At 39.7% G+C, this 18322-nt stretch carries 19 protein-coding genes; 9 read left to right on the forward strand and 10 right to left on the reverse strand.

Annotation, left to right across the window (positions count from 1 at the left end):
- Positions 1–86: 86 nt before the first annotated feature.
- Complete coding sequence (locus I6E72_RS10515; protein WP_010554714.1) at positions 87–1343, reverse strand: FAD-dependent monooxygenase; 1257 nt, start codon at positions 1341–1343, stop codon at positions 87–89.
- Between the two features lie 169 nt (positions 1344–1512).
- Here I6E72_RS10515 and miaB point away from each other — a divergent pair, with 169 nt between their 5' ends.
- The 5 genes from miaB to lnt are packed head-to-tail and all read left to right on the forward strand — an operon-like array spanning position 1513 to position 6971.
- Positions 1513–2961, forward strand: a complete 1449-nt coding sequence (gene miaB / locus I6E72_RS10520; protein WP_010554713.1) for a tRNA (N6-isopentenyl adenosine(37)-C2)-methylthiotransferase MiaB — start codon at positions 1513–1515, stop codon at positions 2959–2961.
- A gap of 50 nt (positions 2962–3011) precedes the next feature.
- Complete coding sequence (locus I6E72_RS10525) at positions 3012–4070, forward strand: PhoH family protein (protein ID WP_007585598.1); 1059 nt, start codon at positions 3012–3014, stop codon at positions 4068–4070.
- 4 nt (positions 4071–4074) lie between these two features.
- Complete coding sequence (ybeY, locus tag I6E72_RS10530) at positions 4075–4533, forward strand: rRNA maturation RNase YbeY (protein ID WP_002958542.1); 459 nt, start codon at positions 4075–4077, stop codon at positions 4531–4533.
- Between the two features lie 22 nt (positions 4534–4555).
- The gene (corC, locus tag I6E72_RS10535) at positions 4556–5440 is read left to right on the forward strand and encodes a CNNM family magnesium/cobalt transport protein CorC (protein WP_007585597.1); all 885 of its coding nucleotides are present in this window, start codon (positions 4556–4558) and stop codon (positions 5438–5440) included.
- Positions 5421–6971 (forward strand): apolipoprotein N-acyltransferase, encoded by a 1551-nt coding sequence (gene lnt, locus I6E72_RS10540; protein WP_197112251.1) that lies wholly within the window; start codon positions 5421–5423, stop codon positions 6969–6971. The genes corC and lnt overlap by 20 nt, the downstream gene beginning before the upstream one ends.
- A gap of 88 nt (positions 6972–7059) precedes the next feature.
- On the opposite strand, the gene I6E72_RS10545 is transcribed toward lnt, so the two are convergent.
- Genes I6E72_RS10545 through I6E72_RS10555 form a run of 3 tightly spaced genes read right to left on the reverse strand, consistent with a single transcriptional unit; the run spans position 7060 to position 9762 of the window.
- Positions 7060–7827: a hypothetical protein gene (locus tag I6E72_RS10545; protein ID WP_165734813.1), complete on the reverse strand. Its 768-nt coding sequence runs from the start codon at positions 7825–7827 to the stop codon at positions 7060–7062.
- Positions 7828–7849: 22 nt separating this feature from the next.
- Entirely contained in the window at positions 7850–8722 is an 873-nt protein-coding gene (locus tag I6E72_RS10550; RefSeq protein WP_165734812.1) for an alpha/beta hydrolase, read from the reverse strand.
- Positions 8723–8751: 29 nt separating this feature from the next.
- Positions 8752–9762 carry an RDD family protein gene (locus tag I6E72_RS10555; RefSeq protein WP_197112253.1) on the reverse strand — a complete coding sequence of 337 codons (1011 nt, stop codon included), beginning with the start codon at positions 9760–9762 and terminating at the stop codon, positions 8752–8754.
- 223 nt (positions 9763–9985) lie between these two features.
- Between I6E72_RS10555 and I6E72_RS10560 the strand changes: the two genes are divergently transcribed.
- Together I6E72_RS10560 and I6E72_RS10565 are read left to right on the forward strand one after the other, a co-directional pair.
- Positions 9986–10561, forward strand: a complete 576-nt coding sequence (locus I6E72_RS10560) for a hypothetical protein (RefSeq protein ID WP_024591117.1) — start codon at positions 9986–9988, stop codon at positions 10559–10561.
- Positions 10562–10578: 17 nt separating this feature from the next.
- Entirely contained in the window at positions 10579–11127 is a 549-nt protein-coding gene (locus I6E72_RS10565) for a hypothetical protein (RefSeq protein WP_024591118.1), read from the forward strand.
- 65 nt (positions 11128–11192) lie between these two features.
- On the opposite strand, the gene I6E72_RS10570 is transcribed toward I6E72_RS10565, so the two are convergent.
- Positions 11193–12281: an alkene reductase gene (locus I6E72_RS10570; RefSeq protein ID WP_197112255.1), complete on the reverse strand. Its 1089-nt coding sequence runs from the start codon at positions 12279–12281 to the stop codon at positions 11193–11195.
- A 180-nt stretch (positions 12282–12461) separates the two neighbouring features.
- On the opposite strand from I6E72_RS10570, the gene I6E72_RS10575 reads away from it, so the two are divergent.
- Positions 12462–13229, forward strand: a complete 768-nt coding sequence (locus tag I6E72_RS10575) for a hypothetical protein (RefSeq protein WP_197112257.1) — start codon at positions 12462–12464, stop codon at positions 13227–13229.
- Positions 13230–13311: 82 nt separating this feature from the next.
- Positions 13312–13836, forward strand: a complete 525-nt coding sequence (locus I6E72_RS10580; RefSeq protein ID WP_197112259.1) for a CIA30 family protein — start codon at positions 13312–13314, stop codon at positions 13834–13836.
- A 21-nt stretch (positions 13837–13857) separates the two neighbouring features.
- Here I6E72_RS10580 and I6E72_RS10585 read toward each other — a convergent pair whose 3' ends face one another.
- The 5 genes from I6E72_RS10585 to I6E72_RS10605 form a co-directional block, all read right to left on the reverse strand.
- Complete coding sequence (locus I6E72_RS10585; RefSeq protein WP_197112261.1) at positions 13858–14394, reverse strand: hypothetical protein; 537 nt, start codon at positions 14392–14394, stop codon at positions 13858–13860.
- Positions 14395–14540: 146 nt separating this feature from the next.
- The gene (locus tag I6E72_RS10590) at positions 14541–14795 is read right to left on the reverse strand and encodes a hypothetical protein (protein WP_002958531.1); all 255 of its coding nucleotides are present in this window, start codon (positions 14793–14795) and stop codon (positions 14541–14543) included.
- 25 nt (positions 14796–14820) lie between these two features.
- Positions 14821–15297 (reverse strand): FKBP-type peptidyl-prolyl cis-trans isomerase, encoded by a 477-nt coding sequence (locus I6E72_RS10595; protein ID WP_007585579.1) that lies wholly within the window; start codon positions 15295–15297, stop codon positions 14821–14823.
- Between the two features lie 2 nt (positions 15298–15299).
- Positions 15300–17720, reverse strand: a complete 2421-nt coding sequence (locus I6E72_RS10600) for a Lon protease family protein (protein ID WP_024591122.1) — start codon at positions 17718–17720, stop codon at positions 15300–15302.
- A 77-nt stretch (positions 17721–17797) separates the two neighbouring features.
- Positions 17798–18256 carry a zinc ribbon-containing protein gene (locus I6E72_RS10605; RefSeq protein WP_007585575.1) on the reverse strand — a complete coding sequence of 153 codons (459 nt, stop codon included), beginning with the start codon at positions 18254–18256 and terminating at the stop codon, positions 17798–17800.
- Positions 18257–18322: the final 66 nt, after the last annotated feature.

Consider the following 18322-nt stretch of genomic DNA (forward strand, 5'->3'; position numbering starts at 1 on the left):
CAATATAGCCGAGTCACTATTTGCTGACTTAAAAACAGACATAAAAAAAGGCTCATAAATGAGCCTTTCTAATATCTACTTTAAATTTAGCCTAAATCACCACTAATTGCGTATTTTAAAACCCAGTTTTTTATCGGCCCCGTATTATTAGCCATTTTTAAAAACTGGCTGCGTGCCCATTTAAGTGGCGTAATTTGATTAGAAAACCCAAAGTAACACGCGTCCATCATGCTCATCATTAATAAATTAGCCCTGCGGCGAGCTCGCTCGTATTCTTTAAGTTTTAGTGGGCAACCTATATCTCCTGCTTCGTTTAAAACCTCAGCAAGTGCCACTACGTCCTGAAAACCTAAATTAACGCCCTGCCCAGCAAGGGGATTAATTGTATGTGCAGCGTCGCCTACTAAAACCAAGCGCCCTTGCGAATAATTATTAGCATGTTGGCGAGTAAGCGGAAATACTGCATGGGTTTGTACTTCAAAGTCTCCAGCAAGTTCTGGGAATTTATTCAGAATGTGCGTTTTTAACTGAGTTGGGCTTAGCCCTTTAAATGCTTGCAATGTATTTGCATCGTCGTACCAAATTAAATTAGCGTACGGTGCCTGCATTGGTAAAAATGCTAACGGCCCACTTGGTGTAAACTGTTGCCATGTTTTAATTTGTTGCGGTGCATCGAGTTTAATTAACACCCCCATGCAATGCTGTTGGTACTGCCAACCCGTAATACCAATATTCGCCTTATCGCGCAGCTGCGATTGCCCACCATCGGCGGCAATTACTAAATCAGCCGTATAGGTTTGATCACCATACACAAGCGTAATTAAATCATCCGTTTGCTCTATTTTAGTTACCGGCAATGATTGCTCAATAACCTCAATCTTATAATGCCCAAATTGCTGCCACAAGCTTGCTTGAATTAAACTATTTTCAATCAAGTGGCCTAAATGTGTCGTGTTTATGTCGGCGCAATCAAATAATAAATTGTCACCACCGCGCTCAAAAGCCTCTAATTGTTGATATGGTGCAATGCGGTTTTGCCTTAATAGAGGCATTGCCCCTAATTCATCAAGTAAATTTTCTGAAAAACGATTAATAGCAGACACCCTAATATCCACCTTATCGCTACTAAGAATGTGCGATGGGTCTATTAGGTGTTTTTCAATTATGCGCACACCAAAGCCTTGCTGAGCCAGCTTTATCGCCATAGCTGCGCCAACCATGCCCCCGCCAACCACTATCACATTATTTTTGGTCATGTTTTTCATCATTTTATTATTACTTGAGTCTGTTTTGATTGTATCAAAATTAATTTGTTTTATACCAGAGGATATCCCTAACAGCACATTAAACTCGCCCCGTATTGATTTGAGATCACAAACATGAAAACTATACTTGGATCTGGGCGGGTATCCAGCTAAAATACGCCTCCTTTAAGTGAGCATGCTTGCTCCTTAATCCTGTTTCTAGCACATTTTTGTGCCACTATCGAATTGAACACGAGGCAATATTTCAATGAGCAAAAAGCTGCATATTAAAACCTGGGGTTGTCAGATGAACGAATACGACTCTCAGAAAATGGCTGAACTTTTAGATGCCACCAACGGCTACCAGCTAACTGATGATGCAACAGATGCCGACGTAATCTTACTTAACACCTGTTCAATTCGTGAAAAAGCACAAGAAAAAGTATTTCACCAGTTAGGTCGTTGGAAGTTGTTAAAAGACGATAAGCCAGACTTAATAATTGGTGTAGGTGGTTGTGTTGCCTCACAAGAAGGTGACTCTATTCGCCAACGCGCACCATTTGTAGATGTTATTTTTGGCCCGCAAACATTGCATCGTTTACCAGAAATGATTAAACAAGTGCAAGGCAACAAAGGCTCATCGGTTGTTGATATTTCATTCCCAGAGATTGAAAAGTTTGACCGCCTGCCAGAGCCAAAAGCGGATGGCCCATCTGCGTTTGTATCAATTATGGAAGGCTGTTCTAAATACTGTACTTTTTGTGTTGTACCGTATACTCGCGGCGAAGAAGTTAGCCGCCCAGTAGATGACGTACTACTTGAAATCGCACAGCTTGCTGAGCAAAACGTACGTGAAGTAAACCTACTAGGCCAAAACGTAAACGCATACCGCGGCGACACGCACGATGGCGAAATATGTTACTTCTCAGATTTAATTCGTCTTATTGCTGCTATTGATGGTATTGACCGTATTCGTTACACCACATCGCACCCGGTAGAATTTACGCCTGATATAATCGACGTTTACGCTGATGTACCAGAGCTTGTAGATCACTTACACCTACCAGTACAAAGTGGTTCAGACCGTATATTAAACCTAATGAAACGTGGCCATACGGCAATTGAATACAAATCGACAATTCGTAAGTTACGCAAAATTCGTCCTAACTTAAGCATGTCGTCAGATTTCATTATTGGTTTCCCAGGCGAAAGTAAAGAAGACTTTGAAGCGACCATGAAGCTTATTAGCGACATTGGTTTTGATATGAGCTTTAGCTTTATTTACAGTGCCCGCCCAGGTACGCCAGCGGCAGATTTGCCAGATGACGTAACAGAGCAAGAGAAAAAAGAACGCTTATACTTACTACAAAACCGTATTACACAAATGGCGCAGCAAATTAGCCGTCAAATGTTCGATACAGAGCAACGTATACTTGTTGAAGGTCCTTCTAAAAAGAACCCAATGGAATTACGTGGCCGTACCGAAAATAACCGTGTAGTAAATTTTGTTGGCCCGCACACAGTGATCGGACAGTTTGTTGACGTACGTATTACCGAAGCACTACCTAACTCTTTACGTGGTGACTTAATTCGTACAGAATCAGAAATGAACTTACGACGTGAAATCGCTCCTTCAGCTATTTTAACTAAAGCTGCAGCTGCAGAGCCAAAACCAGACACTGTTAACGAAATTGGCGTAGCTACTTTCGTTCCTTAGTCACACTATTAGCGCCAGTTAACGCTGGCGCAGTACTATAGGAAGCAATTTTGAGTAATCAGTTAAAAACATTAGAGATTTATTTAGAACCTGCCGATAACAAACGCCTTTCTTCTTTATGTGGCCCGTTTGACGAAAACATCAAACAAATTGAACGCCACCTGGCTGTTGAAATAATTCACCGTGACAACTTTTTTAAAGTAACCGGTAAACTACACAACTGCGCCGGCGCTGTAGAAATCTTAAAAAACCTTTATGTTGATACTCAGCCAGTTCGTGGTGTTTTAGGCGAAATAGAACCCGAAGCCGTTCATTTAGCTATTACCGAATCAAAAGCCCTAGAGCAAGACGCATCAAGCAGCGCTTACGGCAAAGAAATGGTGATTAAAACGCGCCGTGGTGTTATTAAACCACGTAACGATAACCAAGGTGTTTATGTGGCTAATATTTTAAACCACGACATTACCTTTGGTATTGGCCCTGCTGGTACTGGTAAAACCTACCTTGCAGTTGCTGCCGCCGTTGACGCCCTTGAGCGCCAAGAAATACGCCGCATATTATTAACGCGCCCTGCTGTAGAAGCCGGCGAAAAGCTTGGTTTTTTACCCGGCGATTTAAGTCAAAAAATAGACCCGTACCTGCGCCCTCTTTACGACGCTCTTTTTGAAATGCTAGGTTTTGAAAAAGTAGAAAAACTCATCGAAAAAAATATCATTGAAGTCGCTCCGCTTGCTTACATGCGCGGACGCACTTTAAACGATGCCTTTATTATTTTAGATGAAAGCCAAAATACCACCGCCGAGCAAATGAAAATGTTTTTAACCCGTATAGGGTTTAACTCAAAAGCGGTTATTACAGGCGATATAACACAGGTTGATTTACCTCGTGGCACACGTTCAGGCCTTCGCCATGCAATGGAAGTACTTGATGGCGTAAACGAAATTAGCTTTAACTACTTTAAAGCCCAAGACGTAGTACGACACCCTGTTGTAGCACGCATAGTTGAAGCCTACGAGCGAAACGACGAAAGCGAGCGACTAAAGCGCATTGAAAAGCAAAATGCAAAAGACGCACTCGCTGCTCTTCAACAGCCTACTACTAAAGAGTAATACTTTGACAACCGAACTTGATTTACAAATAGCCTGTGAGTTTGACAACCTCCCAAGCGAAGAGCAATTTGCACTGTGGGCTGACAAAGCCCTTAGCCAATACCGTGACGAGTCAGAACTCAGTATCGTTATTAGCGACGAAGCGCAATCGCAACAACTTAATAACGACTATCGCGGTAAAAATAAACCGACCAACGTACTGTCGTTCGAATTTGAAGCACCACCAGGAATAGATATTCCCTTGGTTGGTGATTTAATTATTTGCCCAGCCATTGTATTAGCTGAAGCAATTGAGCAAGAGAAGTCATTTCATGACCACTTTGCTCACATGGTTATTCACGGATGCTTGCATTTGCTTGGATTTGACCATATAAAGAGTGACGATGCTTTAGAGATGGAAAGCATCGAAAAGCAATTACTTGCAGAGCTAAACATAGCAGACCCATACCGGGACGATATTTAAATTAACGGAGCAATTAGACGTAATGAGCGACGGTAACTCGCAATCTAGCCAGGGTTCTTCTGGCAAAACGTGGTTGGGCAGAATAGCCCAAATGTTGCAAGGGGAACCCCAGAATAGAGAAGAGCTGGTCGAAGTTATTGCCGATGCGCAAGAACGAGACGTAATCGATCCTGAAACAAAAGAGATGATAGAAGGTGTGCTTGGCGTGTCTGAGCTTAAAGTGCGAGACATAATGGTTCCGCGCTCACAAATGATCACTCTTGAGATCGACAGCCCGCTTGAAGAGCTAATTCCAATGATGGTTGACTCAACTCACTCACGTTTTCCTGTGGTGATTGAAGACAAAGACCATGTAGAAGGTTTTTTACTCGCTAAAGATTTATTGCCACTGATCTTAAATAAAGACGAGCATTTACCATCAATACGCGATTATTTACGCCCAGCAATGGTAGTACCTGAGAGCAAACGTGTTGATACATTGCTAAACGAATTCCGTCAGCAACGCTACCATATGGCTGTTGTTATTGACGAATACGGCGGCGTATCGGGCTTGGTAACGATTGAAGATATTCTTGAAATAATTGTTGGCGAAATCGAAGATGAACACGACGAAGAAGAAGAACATCAAGATATTCGTCGACTTGCTAAACATGTTCACGTAGTGCAAGCACTCACACCTGTAGATGACTTTAACGAGCATTTTAAAACAGGCTACAGCACAGACGAAGCCGATACTATTGGCGGAACTGTACTGCACGCATTTGGCCATATGCCAAGCCGTGGTGAAACGATTGACATAGAAGGTTACCAATTTAAAGTAACCAACGCCGACAATCGTCGTATTTTGCAACTGCAAGTCACCGTTCCTAAGGCTGATGATAACGACAGTGAAGAAACTGCTAACTAGACTTACCCTATTAGCAAAAGATAAAAAAGCATGGCTCGCACTCGTTGCGGGCCTTGTTTTAACTTTTGGCTATGCCCCCTTTGAAATTTGGCCCATCGTATTTATTAGCCTTGGTACCATAATTTTTTGCGTTAATCCCAATAATACCGGTAAAGCACACGCAAAAACCGCTGCTAAATATGGCTTTATATTTGGCTTAGGCTGGTTTGGTGCAGGTATAAGCTGGGTACATGTTTCTATTGCCACCTTTGGCGGTATGCCGCTGATAGCATCGCTCTCGTTAATGGCATTTTTGTGCGCCTACTTAGCATTATTTCCCGCACTTGCCTTTTGGGCAACTACACGCTTTGCCAGTGGCCCTAAAAGCTTTGGCGCATTACTTATTGCCTGCTTTGCAATTAGTGAGTATTTACGTGGCACCGTACTTACCGGTTTCCCGTGGTTAAGTTTTGGCTACACACAAACCGACGGACCTTTAAGGTTGCTTGCCCCTTATATTGGCGAGTTTGGCTTAACACTTACCTGTGTCGCTATTGGCTTTGCACTGTATAGACTTACCCAAAAAGATTTTAAAACCCCGGCGGTTACTGCGACAGCTGTTGCGCTTATTTTTACAGGCGCAAGCACCACCGGCAGTATTCATTACACAGATAAAAACATGTCAGTATTGCTCGTACAAGGGAACATACAGCAACACCTGCGCTTTGAGCCAAGTGAGTTTTGGACCACAATGAGCAAATACCAAGACCTGACACGCCCACATTGGGATGCCGACTTAATAGTATGGCCAGAAGCCGCAGTGCCTGAAATAGAAATGCTTGCTGATTCCTACTTAGCCAATTTAGACAGTGCCGCCTCGTTTAATAAAACCGCCCTTGTTACCGGTATTGTTGACTACCAGCGAGACACCAAAAACATATTCAATACACTTATTGTGGTCGGTAATAAAGAACGCGGCGACGATCACGGGCATTATCATTACCTTGATAAAAACCGCTATCAAAAACACCAGCTATTACCTATTGGCGAGTTTGTACCGTTTCAAGACTTTTTGCGCCCTATTGCCCCATTATTCGATTTGCCTATGTCATCGTTTACCCGTGGCGACAAAGTGCAAAACAACTTGCGCGCCAACGGCTTTAATTTACTACCCGCTATTTGCTACGAAATTGTTTTTGCAGATTTAGTACGCGGTAATTACAAAAGCGATTCCGACCTACTCTTTACGGTAAGTAACGATGCCTGGTTTGGCGACTCTATTGGGCCTTTGCAACACATGCAAATAGCCCGTATGCGCGCGCTCGAACTACAACGCCCTCTAGTGCGAGTTACCAACAATGGTGTAAGTGCCGTATACGACCCTATAAGCCACACACAACAAACCATGCCTCAGTTTGAAGCTACTATATTGAAAGCCAACATTAAGCTTATAAAAGGCGACAGCGTGTACAGCCAATACGGCAACATATTTGTGTGGGGATTTGTGTTTTTGATGGGTGTTGTTGGATTTGGGGTTAGGTTGAGGGAGTAAGGACTGATAGCTTTCAGTAGGTAGCTATCAGTTTTTAAAACGAAATATACCTGACGCTAGTATTTCACCTTCATGAATATACAAAAGCTTATAACTTTAGTGTAGCTATAGCTTTATCTAATAGCCCTTGAAGTTCAGATTTCGATTGCTCATATTCATCAATATTAAGCTCACCCAATGTATTAAATTTATTCTGGATATATTTTTGGAAATATAAATTTTTGGTTAGCCTAATTTCGAGTAACTTTGATTCACGACTACTATAGTTATAATGCTTTAAGCTCTTTGCAATAAAGAAAAGTACATCATCTAATGATTCAATTAATACTTTTATTTGCTCATGAATATCTAGATAACTAGAGGTTAAATCAGCCCCTGCTTCCAATATTTTTATATGTTGAACCTTATATTCTCTCCAAATACTACCCAACTCTTCTATAAGCATTTGGTTTTCTATATCTATATCTTCTCGCTCAAACTCTTCAAGGTAATCAGAGTCAATACCGGTTTTGTTACATTTAAAACCACATGTTACCGTATGATAATTTGAAGCAATCATTACAAAATTACCACTCAAAAAACCCTTAAGTCTAGGTAAAGTATTTGTAATCATACCTATCCTTTCATTTAAACCTCTTAGCCTCAAGTATTCATGCCTAGTATAGAGAAGCGCAATTAGAGCTATAATCCCACCTAGAAAGCTACCAAAATTTGCAAATTTTTGCCCTAATCCCTGATCACCAAAAAATATTGTTATAGTCCCTGCCATCAAAAAGGTAATGGCTATTAGATAGATATAAATCTCCCAGTAAGGAGATTTCAAATCATCCATATATTTATCTAATTTCTTAAACATTAATGAACTCCCTTTGCTTTTTTTAATTACGTACCAAGGCTAACTCTACTTCGTATAGAAGATCCCTAAGCCCATAGTACCAACTAAGCGCTGCCACCGTGCCATGAGTTTCTTCTTCAAAGTAACGTTGATTTATATATAAACTGTTACTCGGGTGCGCTTTTAGTTTTTTAGCAAGCTCTAAGCCCCATTTATAATTAGCCTCTCCAATTTCACCAAAAGCTGCATTATTAGCAAAAGTAAAATATACATTGCCTTTAAGCTGCTTATTTATAAGCTGTTGCTCGTCAAAATAACGATTGAGATAATTATTATCCCAAAGGTAGGTTGCATCAATAATTAAGTAATCAGTAAATAAAGAGTGATTGGTAAGTAAAACATAGCTTGCGAACAAGCCACCGAAAGATTCCCCAATTAATACCCGCTTATTTGATGTACGGTAATTTTTATTAATGAAGGGAATAAGTTCTTTTTCAAAAAAAGCGGTGTAGTTTGCGGCATTGCCAATGTTTTCAAATTTTTCTAGTAGCTTGCCGTTAAAAGTCCAATCGACATTGGTAGGGGTAAAGTCGCGCTCTCTTATCGCATTTTTACTGTTTGGAACAGCGACAATAATTGCTTGTTGAATTTGTTTTTCTAGCCGCTCAGTACTGAGTGCTTCAACAAGCCCAGCTAAGGCTTTTAAATGGGTTGGGTCGCCATCAAGCAGGTAAATAACAGGATATACTCGTTCGAGGTTTTGCTTGTAGCTTGGCGGTAAATAAACACTATAACTGCGCTGCTCACCTAAAATAATAGACTTAAGCTGATGTTTTTTTGCTAACACAATATTTTCTGACGCATACGAAGCTGTAATAAAATACAGATAACTAAACGCCATTAATAAAGCTTTCATAACCATCCTTGTAATTAATAAGAGCAAACTTAACTTTTTACAGTCTCTTCTACCGTTTCCACATTTACAACTTGATTCAAGTTACCTTTAATAACCACCGTCGCTGATATTTTATCTTGAATGGCTTGCCTGTTTGGGTCCCAGTATATCTGTAAAAACCCTAACAAGCCTGTGGCAAAGCCTGCACCGTAGCCGCCGTAGCGACCAAAACAATCTAATAAACCTAATGGCTCACCGCTTAGGGCGACAACACGGATATTACAAACCTTTTTACCCGGCGTTTGGCCGCGCCAAAGTAACGAGAACAACGTAAAGTAAACAGCAGCCCAGCCAAAACCTAAGCCTAGGTCTTGAATAATGCCTTTGCTCCACTGCAAAATACTATTTGTGGTTGTTTGTGCAGGTTTTTCTTCTATTAACTGCGCAGGCTTTATTTCGTTATTTTCACTGAGCACTAGTAGCTGTAAAAGTACGGTAGCAAGTTGTGGGTTTTGTAGGTCGTCCATTTCTGCTAATTTAGGTACTTGCCCTATTAAATTATCAAGCGCGTTTTGTTGGCAAGGTTGCTCACAGCTTTCATCAGCTGTTTGCGCTAAATAAGTATTTACCTGTTGTTTTTCTGTGGCGGTAAGCTGAATTTCATCTTGTATTTTTACGCCCTGAACAGCTAAACCTTGATCAGCGTTTTCGTCTTCTAGGTAATCAATGCCAATTGAAAGCATAGTAAGTGCGCTTACAAATAAAATACTTGCTGCCGTTATTTTTAAGATTCTTCGCCACACATTCGACATTTTTGGAAGGTATTGCTGTGCCGTACCTTTATATAAGGCCATTGCAGCAACAAATGCTATTAAAGCCGCGCTGAGTTTGGCTGCTAAAAATATCAGTGCTACATCAATAATAATAGCTAGTGCACGCCGAATTGGTGTAGCTAAAGGCAAGCCCAGTAAAGCACTGTCAATTTTAAAGGCGTAGGGGGTAACAACTTCTCGGGTTTCAGAATTTGATAATTCTAATTGTTCTATCTCTTTGGCTTTCATTTATTTTCTTGTTATTAAAATAGGTAACCCGGTTAACTTACGCGTTTTTTATTTTTTGCTCAAGATTAACTCTGCTTTATTTTGAAGAAAACCGACCTCACAAATGCTAAAAGTTACAACCGTTTACAAATATAAAGTTAACATAATTTACAAAAGTAACTATTGAACATATATTGATGCTGAAACTGCTTTCACACTAAAAATTAAATATATGGAGTATATTTTGAAGTTATTAACTAACATGTTTTTCTTGTTTTCGGTCCTTATTTTGAGTGGCTGTGCCCACCAGATAAGTTTAAATCCAGACACTGAAAAACTTCAGGTTACAGAAAATAAATCAGCATCAGTTGTAGGTTATTATATTTCTGAAGATGATATAAAAACACAAGTAAAAACACCTGGCGGTGGTGGCGATAATGTTAGTTACAAACCTTATAAAGACACAGAAGCAGCGCTGTATACTGTGCTTTCTAATAAATTTGAAAACGTCTATAAGCTTGAATCATTAACTGATAGTACATTTTTAAAAGATAAAAAAATTGAGTATGTATTCATACCGACAATAACAACGCAATCTAGCTCAGATAGCTTATTCACATGGCCTCCTACTGAATTTACTTTCACACTAAACTGTAAAACTTTAAATAACAATGGCGATATAGCATGGAATAGTGAAGTTAAAGGTTTTGGCAAAGCTGAATTTGATGAGTTTAAAAATGATTTTTCTTTATCTGCAAAACGTGCAACAGAAGAAGCATTTAACAAACTAGTTGTAGAACTTGATCAATCAAATTTATAAATAAGGACAGAAATAAAATGAAGTATAAAAGTTCACTAGGTTTAATCGCGGCTTTATTTTTAAGTGCATGTACCATTCAAGTTCCACCTTATAGTGCAGATATCAGTAACGTTTCTAAACTAAAAGAAGAGTCTAATACACCAGTCTCAGTCGGAAAAATTGAATCTGAAAAAAAATTAAATAAGATATCACTTCGAGGCTCTCCTCTTGTTTCATCTGTAGGCAACAGCTATGGCGAATATATTGAGAGCGCATTAATACAAGAATTAAAACTGGCTAAACTTTGGTCTGGTGTTGCTAAAAAGCAAGTGACTGGCAAGGTTATTGACCAAGATATTGATGTAACAGGGTTCTCAGAGGGGAATTCATTTATAAAAGTAAATTTTGTTGTTTCAGAGGACGATGCAATTTTATTTGAAAAAGTAATTTCAGCTGAACATGATTTCGACTCTTCATTTATTGGCGCAATTGCAATCCCAAATGGTCAACGAAGCTATGTAGAGCTTGTTCAAAAATTACTTAAGAACTTGTATTCTGACGAGGAGTTTATTACTGCAATTAAGTAAGTACTCTCAGTGTAATTAAAACAAATAAGGAGCTGTATGCTACAGCTCCTTATTTATATATAAATTTAATTTGTAACTGGGTAATCGGTATAGCCTTGTTCTGCACCACCAAACAAAGTGTCGGGGTTGTGGCTGTTAAGTGGCTTGCCTTGCTTTAAGCGTGCTGGTAAGTCTGGGTTTGATACAAACGGGCGACCAAAACCAATCATGTCGGCCCAGCCTTCGCTAAGTGCTTTGTCTGCGCGCTCTTTGGTGTACTTGCCTGCGTAAATTAATACACCGCTGTAAGCTTTACGAATGGCGTGTTTAAACTCAACACTCATTAAAGGTGCATCATCCCAATCGGCTTCAGCTATATGCATGTAACCTACACCGGCTTTGTTTAATGCCTCAGAAACAGCTAAATAAGTTTCCTCAGGGTTTTCGTCTACTGTGCCATTAAGGGTTGTTAACGGGGCTAGTCTTACACCTACTTTGTTGCTACCAATTTCGTCGCTAACAGCATTTACGACTTCAATTAAAAAGCGTATACGGTTTTGCACGCTGCCACCATATTCATCGGTGCGAGCATTTGACTCTGAGTCTAAAAATTGGTTAATAAGGTAACCATTTGCAGCATGAAGCTCTATGCCATCAAATCCTGCATTAACTGCATTTTTAGCAGCTTGACGAAATTCGCCTATGACTTGCGTAATATCTTGTTTGCTCATTTCGCGTGGTAACTGAGTATCTACAAAACCCGGTGTGCCGTTTGTATCTACAAATACTTTTACGTCTTTTGCAGCAATGCCCGAGGCTGAAATAGGCTGCACGCCACCGGTGTTGTCACTGTGAGTTACGCGACCAACATGCCAAAGCTGAGCAAACATCACGCCACCAGCGCTATGTACTGCGTTGGTTACTTTACTCCAGCCTGCAACTTGCTCATTTGAATAAATACCCGGAGTCCAAGCGTAACCTTTACCAAGCTCACTAATTTGCGTGCCTTCGCTTACAATTAGCCCGGCACTTGCGCGCTGTGCGTAATATGTTGCCATTAAGTCGTTAGCTATATCGCCAGGCTGTGTTGAACGCGAGCGAGTCATTGGGGGCATAACAATACGGTTTTTTAATGTTTTACCTGCAAGTTCTATTGGTTCAAAAAGTAATGTCATAATGCCTCCTAAGTTTGATTGCGCTCATAATAACGTAACCAAGCACCTGCAAAAACAACAAAAGCTGCAAAATAGTTTTGTTGTATCTGCAATAAAGCCACAAAGTAAAACACATTAACTTTAGGTGAACTAAATGTATTTTATTGACTCATAACAGCACTATTATGTTGAGGATTTGATGTGAATAAAGGGAATGCGTGGCCGTGGGTTATCTCGTTATGTATACATGGCGTGTTGCTGTACTTATTACTTTCACATAAATTACTTTCGCAAAAAATAAAGGTTGAAGAACCTCAAACAAAAAAAGACACCGTAATAAACGCTTATGTAATGGTTAACTTATTAACCCAACCTAAGTTAAGCACCGTTAAAACCACCACTAACGCACCGATTGCTGAGCCTGCAAAGTTAGAGGTAAAAAAAGTACCTGAATCTATAAGCACTAATAAAACACCTACAACTCAAACACAAGTTACTAAAGCACCCAAACAACGTGACGAAAAACCAAAAACAACAACAGTAACAAAGTCCACTATTACAAATAAACCTCAACCCCCTGCCCACACCATTAATATCAACACGCAAACGTTTAAAAAACTTAACCCGTATGCGCCTATTTATGGCGCACCTATAAATAACTTAACGCATAAAAAAATGGTCACGTTTGGCGAAGCTGATAACTCAGATAGTACTGATGATGCAATAGCTGCCACCCCCACAATTAAATCACCGGTTAAATCACAAAAATCAGAAGTTATTAGCCAAAATACAATAGGCACACGACGATTAGAAAAATTTAACGGTAAATGCTATTTAATTGATACTTCAACCGTATTTGGTAGTAATGGCATGCCTCAAGGTAGCGCGCAGATCTGCCCTGGTGAGCAAACTGATGATGAAATATTATTTAATAAAATAATGGATAAGTGGGCTCGTAAAAATAATTAGTTTTAAATTAGTGAACAAATACATTATTAAAGCGTATTAGTTATAAGTACTCCACTTACTTAATACCAATTAGGAAACACGTATGACAACAAAGCAACTATCATCACTTTTTGTATTTAATTTATTAGTTGTAAGTGCACAAGCGAATGCAAATCAGCGCTGGTACGTTGTTAACGACTCAGTAATGGGCGGTGTATCTAATAACCAAGTAACACAAACTCAAGAAAATTTGCTTTTTACAGGCAATGTTTCGCTTGATAATAACGGCGGTTTTGCATCAATACGTACAGAGCTAAATACACAAAGCCAAAATACTAAAGCTATAGCACTGCGCGTTAAAGGCGATGGACAAACCTATCAGCTTAGGCTCAGAACTACCAATTACCTTGATGGCGCAGCGTACACCCACTCATTTAAAACAGTAAAAAATGAATGGGTAGATATAAACTTTGCTCCGAGTGATTTTACTTTAACGTATCGCGGCCGCGTGCTTGAGCAACAACCGATTATTGATTTTGATGATATAAAACAGCTAGGCTTTATGATTGCAGGCAAGCAAGAAGGTAAGTTTAAACTTGAAGTGGGTAAAATTGAGTTTAAAAGCTAACCCACCAGCATGTTGGTGGCGCTAAATAGTATAGTCGTCGCCCCGCCTCTTCATTTCACTAATAACCAGCTCAACCATTTGTTGTTTTATTGCTGCTTGCTCTGACTTTAACTCCCCTAATTGCAGCTCTAACATATCTATTTGCTCTTGCTGTTGCGTGTTTTTGTATTTTTTTGCACCTAGGTGGTCAGCATCTAAAGTTAAACTCGCATCACTTTTATTTAGCTCACTTGCAGAAGTGTTTATAGTTAAACTACGTTGTACGGGGCTTTGTTTAAGTTTATTAATTTGCTCTTGCAGCGCAATAACTCGCCCAGTGAAGTGCTTGTATACTTTTTCTAGGTTTTTATATTGATTGCCAAACGTAGCGTTATCTTCACTATATTCTTGCGCTTTGGTATCTAAAAACTTTGATAACACATATTTTGGCTCTTCCTCATTTTCCTCCTCGCTCTTTTCTTCACTCGCTTTTTCAACAGGTAGTTTATCTGATTGCGCTAAAGTTTGAGTATTTGAGCTGTATACTTGGTATGGAATGGGAGTCGGTGAAATCTTCATTATTTTATCCCTAAAATAGCTTTGTAACTATTATAGGTATCGACCTCGTATTAAAATCCTTGAGTAAATTTTAATGTTAGCTAAAAGCAAAAAGCCCCACTTTATTAAAGTAGGGCTTATACCAATTTATTAAACTAACTCGTTGCTTACTTAGTGCTTTGGTTATCTTGTGAGAGCGCAATAAGTGCAAGCGCCGCATTTAGGCGAGTATTTAAATTATTATAAATAGTCATTCCAAACACACCGATAATACACACTATTAAACCCATTTGTAGGTTAACGCTCATCTCTAGTAAAAAAACAGCTGCAACTAGTAAGCATAGCGCTAATGCATAAATAATAGATTGAAAGGTAAAGTTAATATCACCCTTGGCTATTTTAAGTAATTCGTCTTTATTCATAATTTACTTCCTTGTTATTTGATCACTAAGACTCAATTGCCAGTAACTCTACTTCAAATATAAGTACTGAGGCAGGAGGAATACTCCCTACACGTTTTTCGCCGTACGCTAATTGGTGCGGTACATATAGCGTGTATTTATCGCCGGGGCTCATAAGTTGTAAGCCCTCAGTCCAACCTTTAATAACTTGGTGCAAACCAAAGCTAATAGGTGTTTTACGCTCTACTGAACTGTCAAACACAGTGCCGTCGATTAGTGTGCCGTGGTAATGCACGTTAACCATACTTTTTGGGGTTGGTGTGTTTTCGTTTTCGCTTTTATGGATTACTTTATACTGCAAGCCAGAAGTCGTTTCTACTACACCTTCTACCTTTGCGTTAGCGGCTAAATAATCTGCACCTATTTGTGCATTTATGCCTGCTTGTTGTTTTGCTTTTTTACTATTTTGAAATATTAAAAAACAAAAAATGGCGATAACTACCGCCAAAATTATATTAATCATCATTAACCTTTTTCGTTATCTAGCTCTTCGTCTTTTTCGTCATCATCGCCGTTTACTATGTCGGCAATCTCTTTGAGGCGAGCAAGTGCAATACCGTTTACTGAGTTTTCTGGATACTGGTCATCAATAATATCGCCAGCTTCTATATCCATTAACAAGTTAAGCGCTTGGTCTACGGTTTCAACTGCGTAAATATTAAATTTACCCGCTTCAACCGCATTAAGTATTTCGTCATCAAGCACTAAGTTAACTTGGTTTGATTTAGGAATGATAACGCCTTGCGAACCTGTTAAACCACGCATTTTACACAGTTTAAAAAAGCCTTCTATTTTTTCGTTTACGCCACCAATGGCTTGTACATCGCCGTGTTGGTTAATAGAGCCTGTAAGCGCAATTGATTGGCTAATAGGTAGGCTTGTAATAGACGAAATAAGCGCACACAACTCTGCTAAAGATGCGCTATCGCCATCTATGTAACCATAGCTTTGCTCAATGGCAATATTAGCGCTAAGCGTTAAGCTAAAGTGCTGCGCATATTTATTACCTAAATAACCGGTAAGCAACATAACACCTTTTGAGTGAATTGCTTTACCAAGCTCAGCTTCGCGTTCAACATCTATTACGCCATCGGCGCCAGCATAAACCGTTGCCGTAATACGCGCAGGGGTACCAAATGAGGTATCGCCAATGTGTAATACGGTTAAGCCATTTACTTTACCAATGGCTTGGCCGTCGGTTGCAATAAGTGTGTGACCTTCTTTTATATCACTGAGCATATTTTCGCTAATTTGGCCGGTACGGTATTGCTTGCCTTCAATGGCTTCGTCAATATGGTGCGCGTCAATAACGGCTAATTTGTCTTGCTTAGCGTAGTAACTGGCTTCTGCAATAAGTTCAAGTACATCAGCAAAACGCGCTGATAATTTATTTTGATGCTCAGCTTGGCGGTAACTAAATTTAAGTAAACGCACCATAGCAGCCTGCGTTGCAGTGCACTTTAATGTTTGCTCGCAATACTCGGTTACTTTAGTAATAAACTGGTATTGCAATTTATCGCTACTTGGCAAGTAGTAATCAAAGTCGGCTAATACTCTAAATAGCTCTGCAAATTCTTCATCGTATTCACCTATGGTGTAGTACAACTCGCGCGAACCTAATAAAATAATTTTAACATCAAGCGGTATAAGCTGCGGGCGAAGTGTAAAGCTCGTCCCTACTGTGCTGTCTTGATACGGTAAGTCGTTTTTAATTTGATGTGTTTTTAACGCAAGTTTTAAACCATCCCACACTTGTGGGTTTGCCATGATTTTTTCAGCGTCCATAATTAAATAGCCGCCATTAGCACGATGCAATGCACCAGCCTGAATTGAGCGATAACAGGTAATTAAAGAGCCTTGAGATGTTGAGTACTCAATTTTGCCAAATATATTGCCAAACGTTGGATTAGGCTCATACACAACCGGTGCTGCGTCGTCCTCTTTAAACTCAACTAAAATGTTAGGTGCAAAAAAGTCGGTAAGCATGCCTTTGCGATCAAAGTCTTCTTTGCTTTCTTCACTTTCATCTTCGTCATCTAGCCATTCAAGTACCGCGTCTATAATTTCAACGCGTATATCTTTTAAATAGCGCAGTACACCAATATGCGTGGCATATTTATGTTCTAAGTCTTTTAAAAGTGGTTTAGTGGCTTGCTCTGCAGTCGACTTTTTAAGGTTGCGTTGTTTTTCTTTTGATTCGCGTTTCCAACGTGGCAGCTCTATTAACGCTTCTATTAATGCATCTTCTAGCTTTTCAATTTTTTCAAAAAACTCTTCACGTAACGTTTCTTCAAGTTCGCCAAATTCGCTGTCGCTTAATTGTTTACCATCTACAAGTGGTGCAAACCCTACTGAATTTTTTTCTTCAACTAATGCAACGCTTTGCTCAAACGCCGCAATTTCTACTGCGGTAATAGCACTGTCGTAGGCATCGTTAAATTCACGATCGATTGATTTTTTCTTACGCTGATACGCTGGGTTATCAAATGCCGCAGGAAAGGTGTCGAGTACTTCATCTAAAAATGAATCTATATCGTCACTAAGTTGCTTGCTTTGGCCTGGTTGCATAAACAGCGCAATAGGTTCTCTGTGGTCATCGTAATTGTTTACGTATAACCATTCGTTTGGCGTTGAGCGGTCTTTTGCGTGTTGTTTAAGTTTATCTTTAACAAGCGTAAAGCGCCCGTGAGCGGCCTCGCCCATTACATAAACGTTGTAACCCGGCAGTTCCATCCCTAATGAAAAATCTAAAGCACTTTGGGCGCGTTGTTGGCCTATAAACGTAAGTTGCTCTGGGTATGGATTGTTCATACACGTGTTTACGTGATTAGTAGAAATACTCGGTGCGAGCTTTGAAACAGATAGTGGCAGCAATTTTTTCGTCATTCTAACTTCTTTTTTTACCAGCATATTCGCTGGCCTTTGGGCGTATTAAGTGGCCCGCAGCCACTTAATACTTATATTTAAGGGTGCAGTGCCTTACGACTAAAATAGATTCCATCACATTCAATACACGGTGTAATTTGTGTAGCGTGATAAACATCGTAACTATGGGTGCAATTCTTACATACTAATGTGCCCATGGCTATCCATTCGCCTGCGTGATACACACCATTGTGCTTAAAATCTTGGCTAAGAGATTGCCACTCAAGTTGAGTTTTATCTTCTATGTGCGAAAGTTCAAACCAAAGAGACTCTTTAAGCTCTTGCCATGCAAGCGAATTATAGTGTGATTCGTTCTCTACTATATGTTCAATATCATTCTTTAAATAACTTTTGTAGAGCTCATATCTTTCTTGACTTAAATCTTTAAGCGCCTGCTCAGATTCAACAAACCCAGAAACCACATCTTTTAAACCATGCTCTTTCACATCTTTTATCCAATGGGTAAAACTGCTAAGCCATGTTTTGTAATCAGTCATTTTTTACTCCTTCAAAATTGCTGTTAAATCAGTCTGTAACTTATGTCTTTAGCTAACCACACTATA

Source organism: Pseudoalteromonas sp. NSLLW24, from assembly GCF_015864725.1.
GTDB lineage: Bacteria > Pseudomonadota > Gammaproteobacteria > Enterobacterales > Alteromonadaceae > Pseudoalteromonas > Pseudoalteromonas arctica.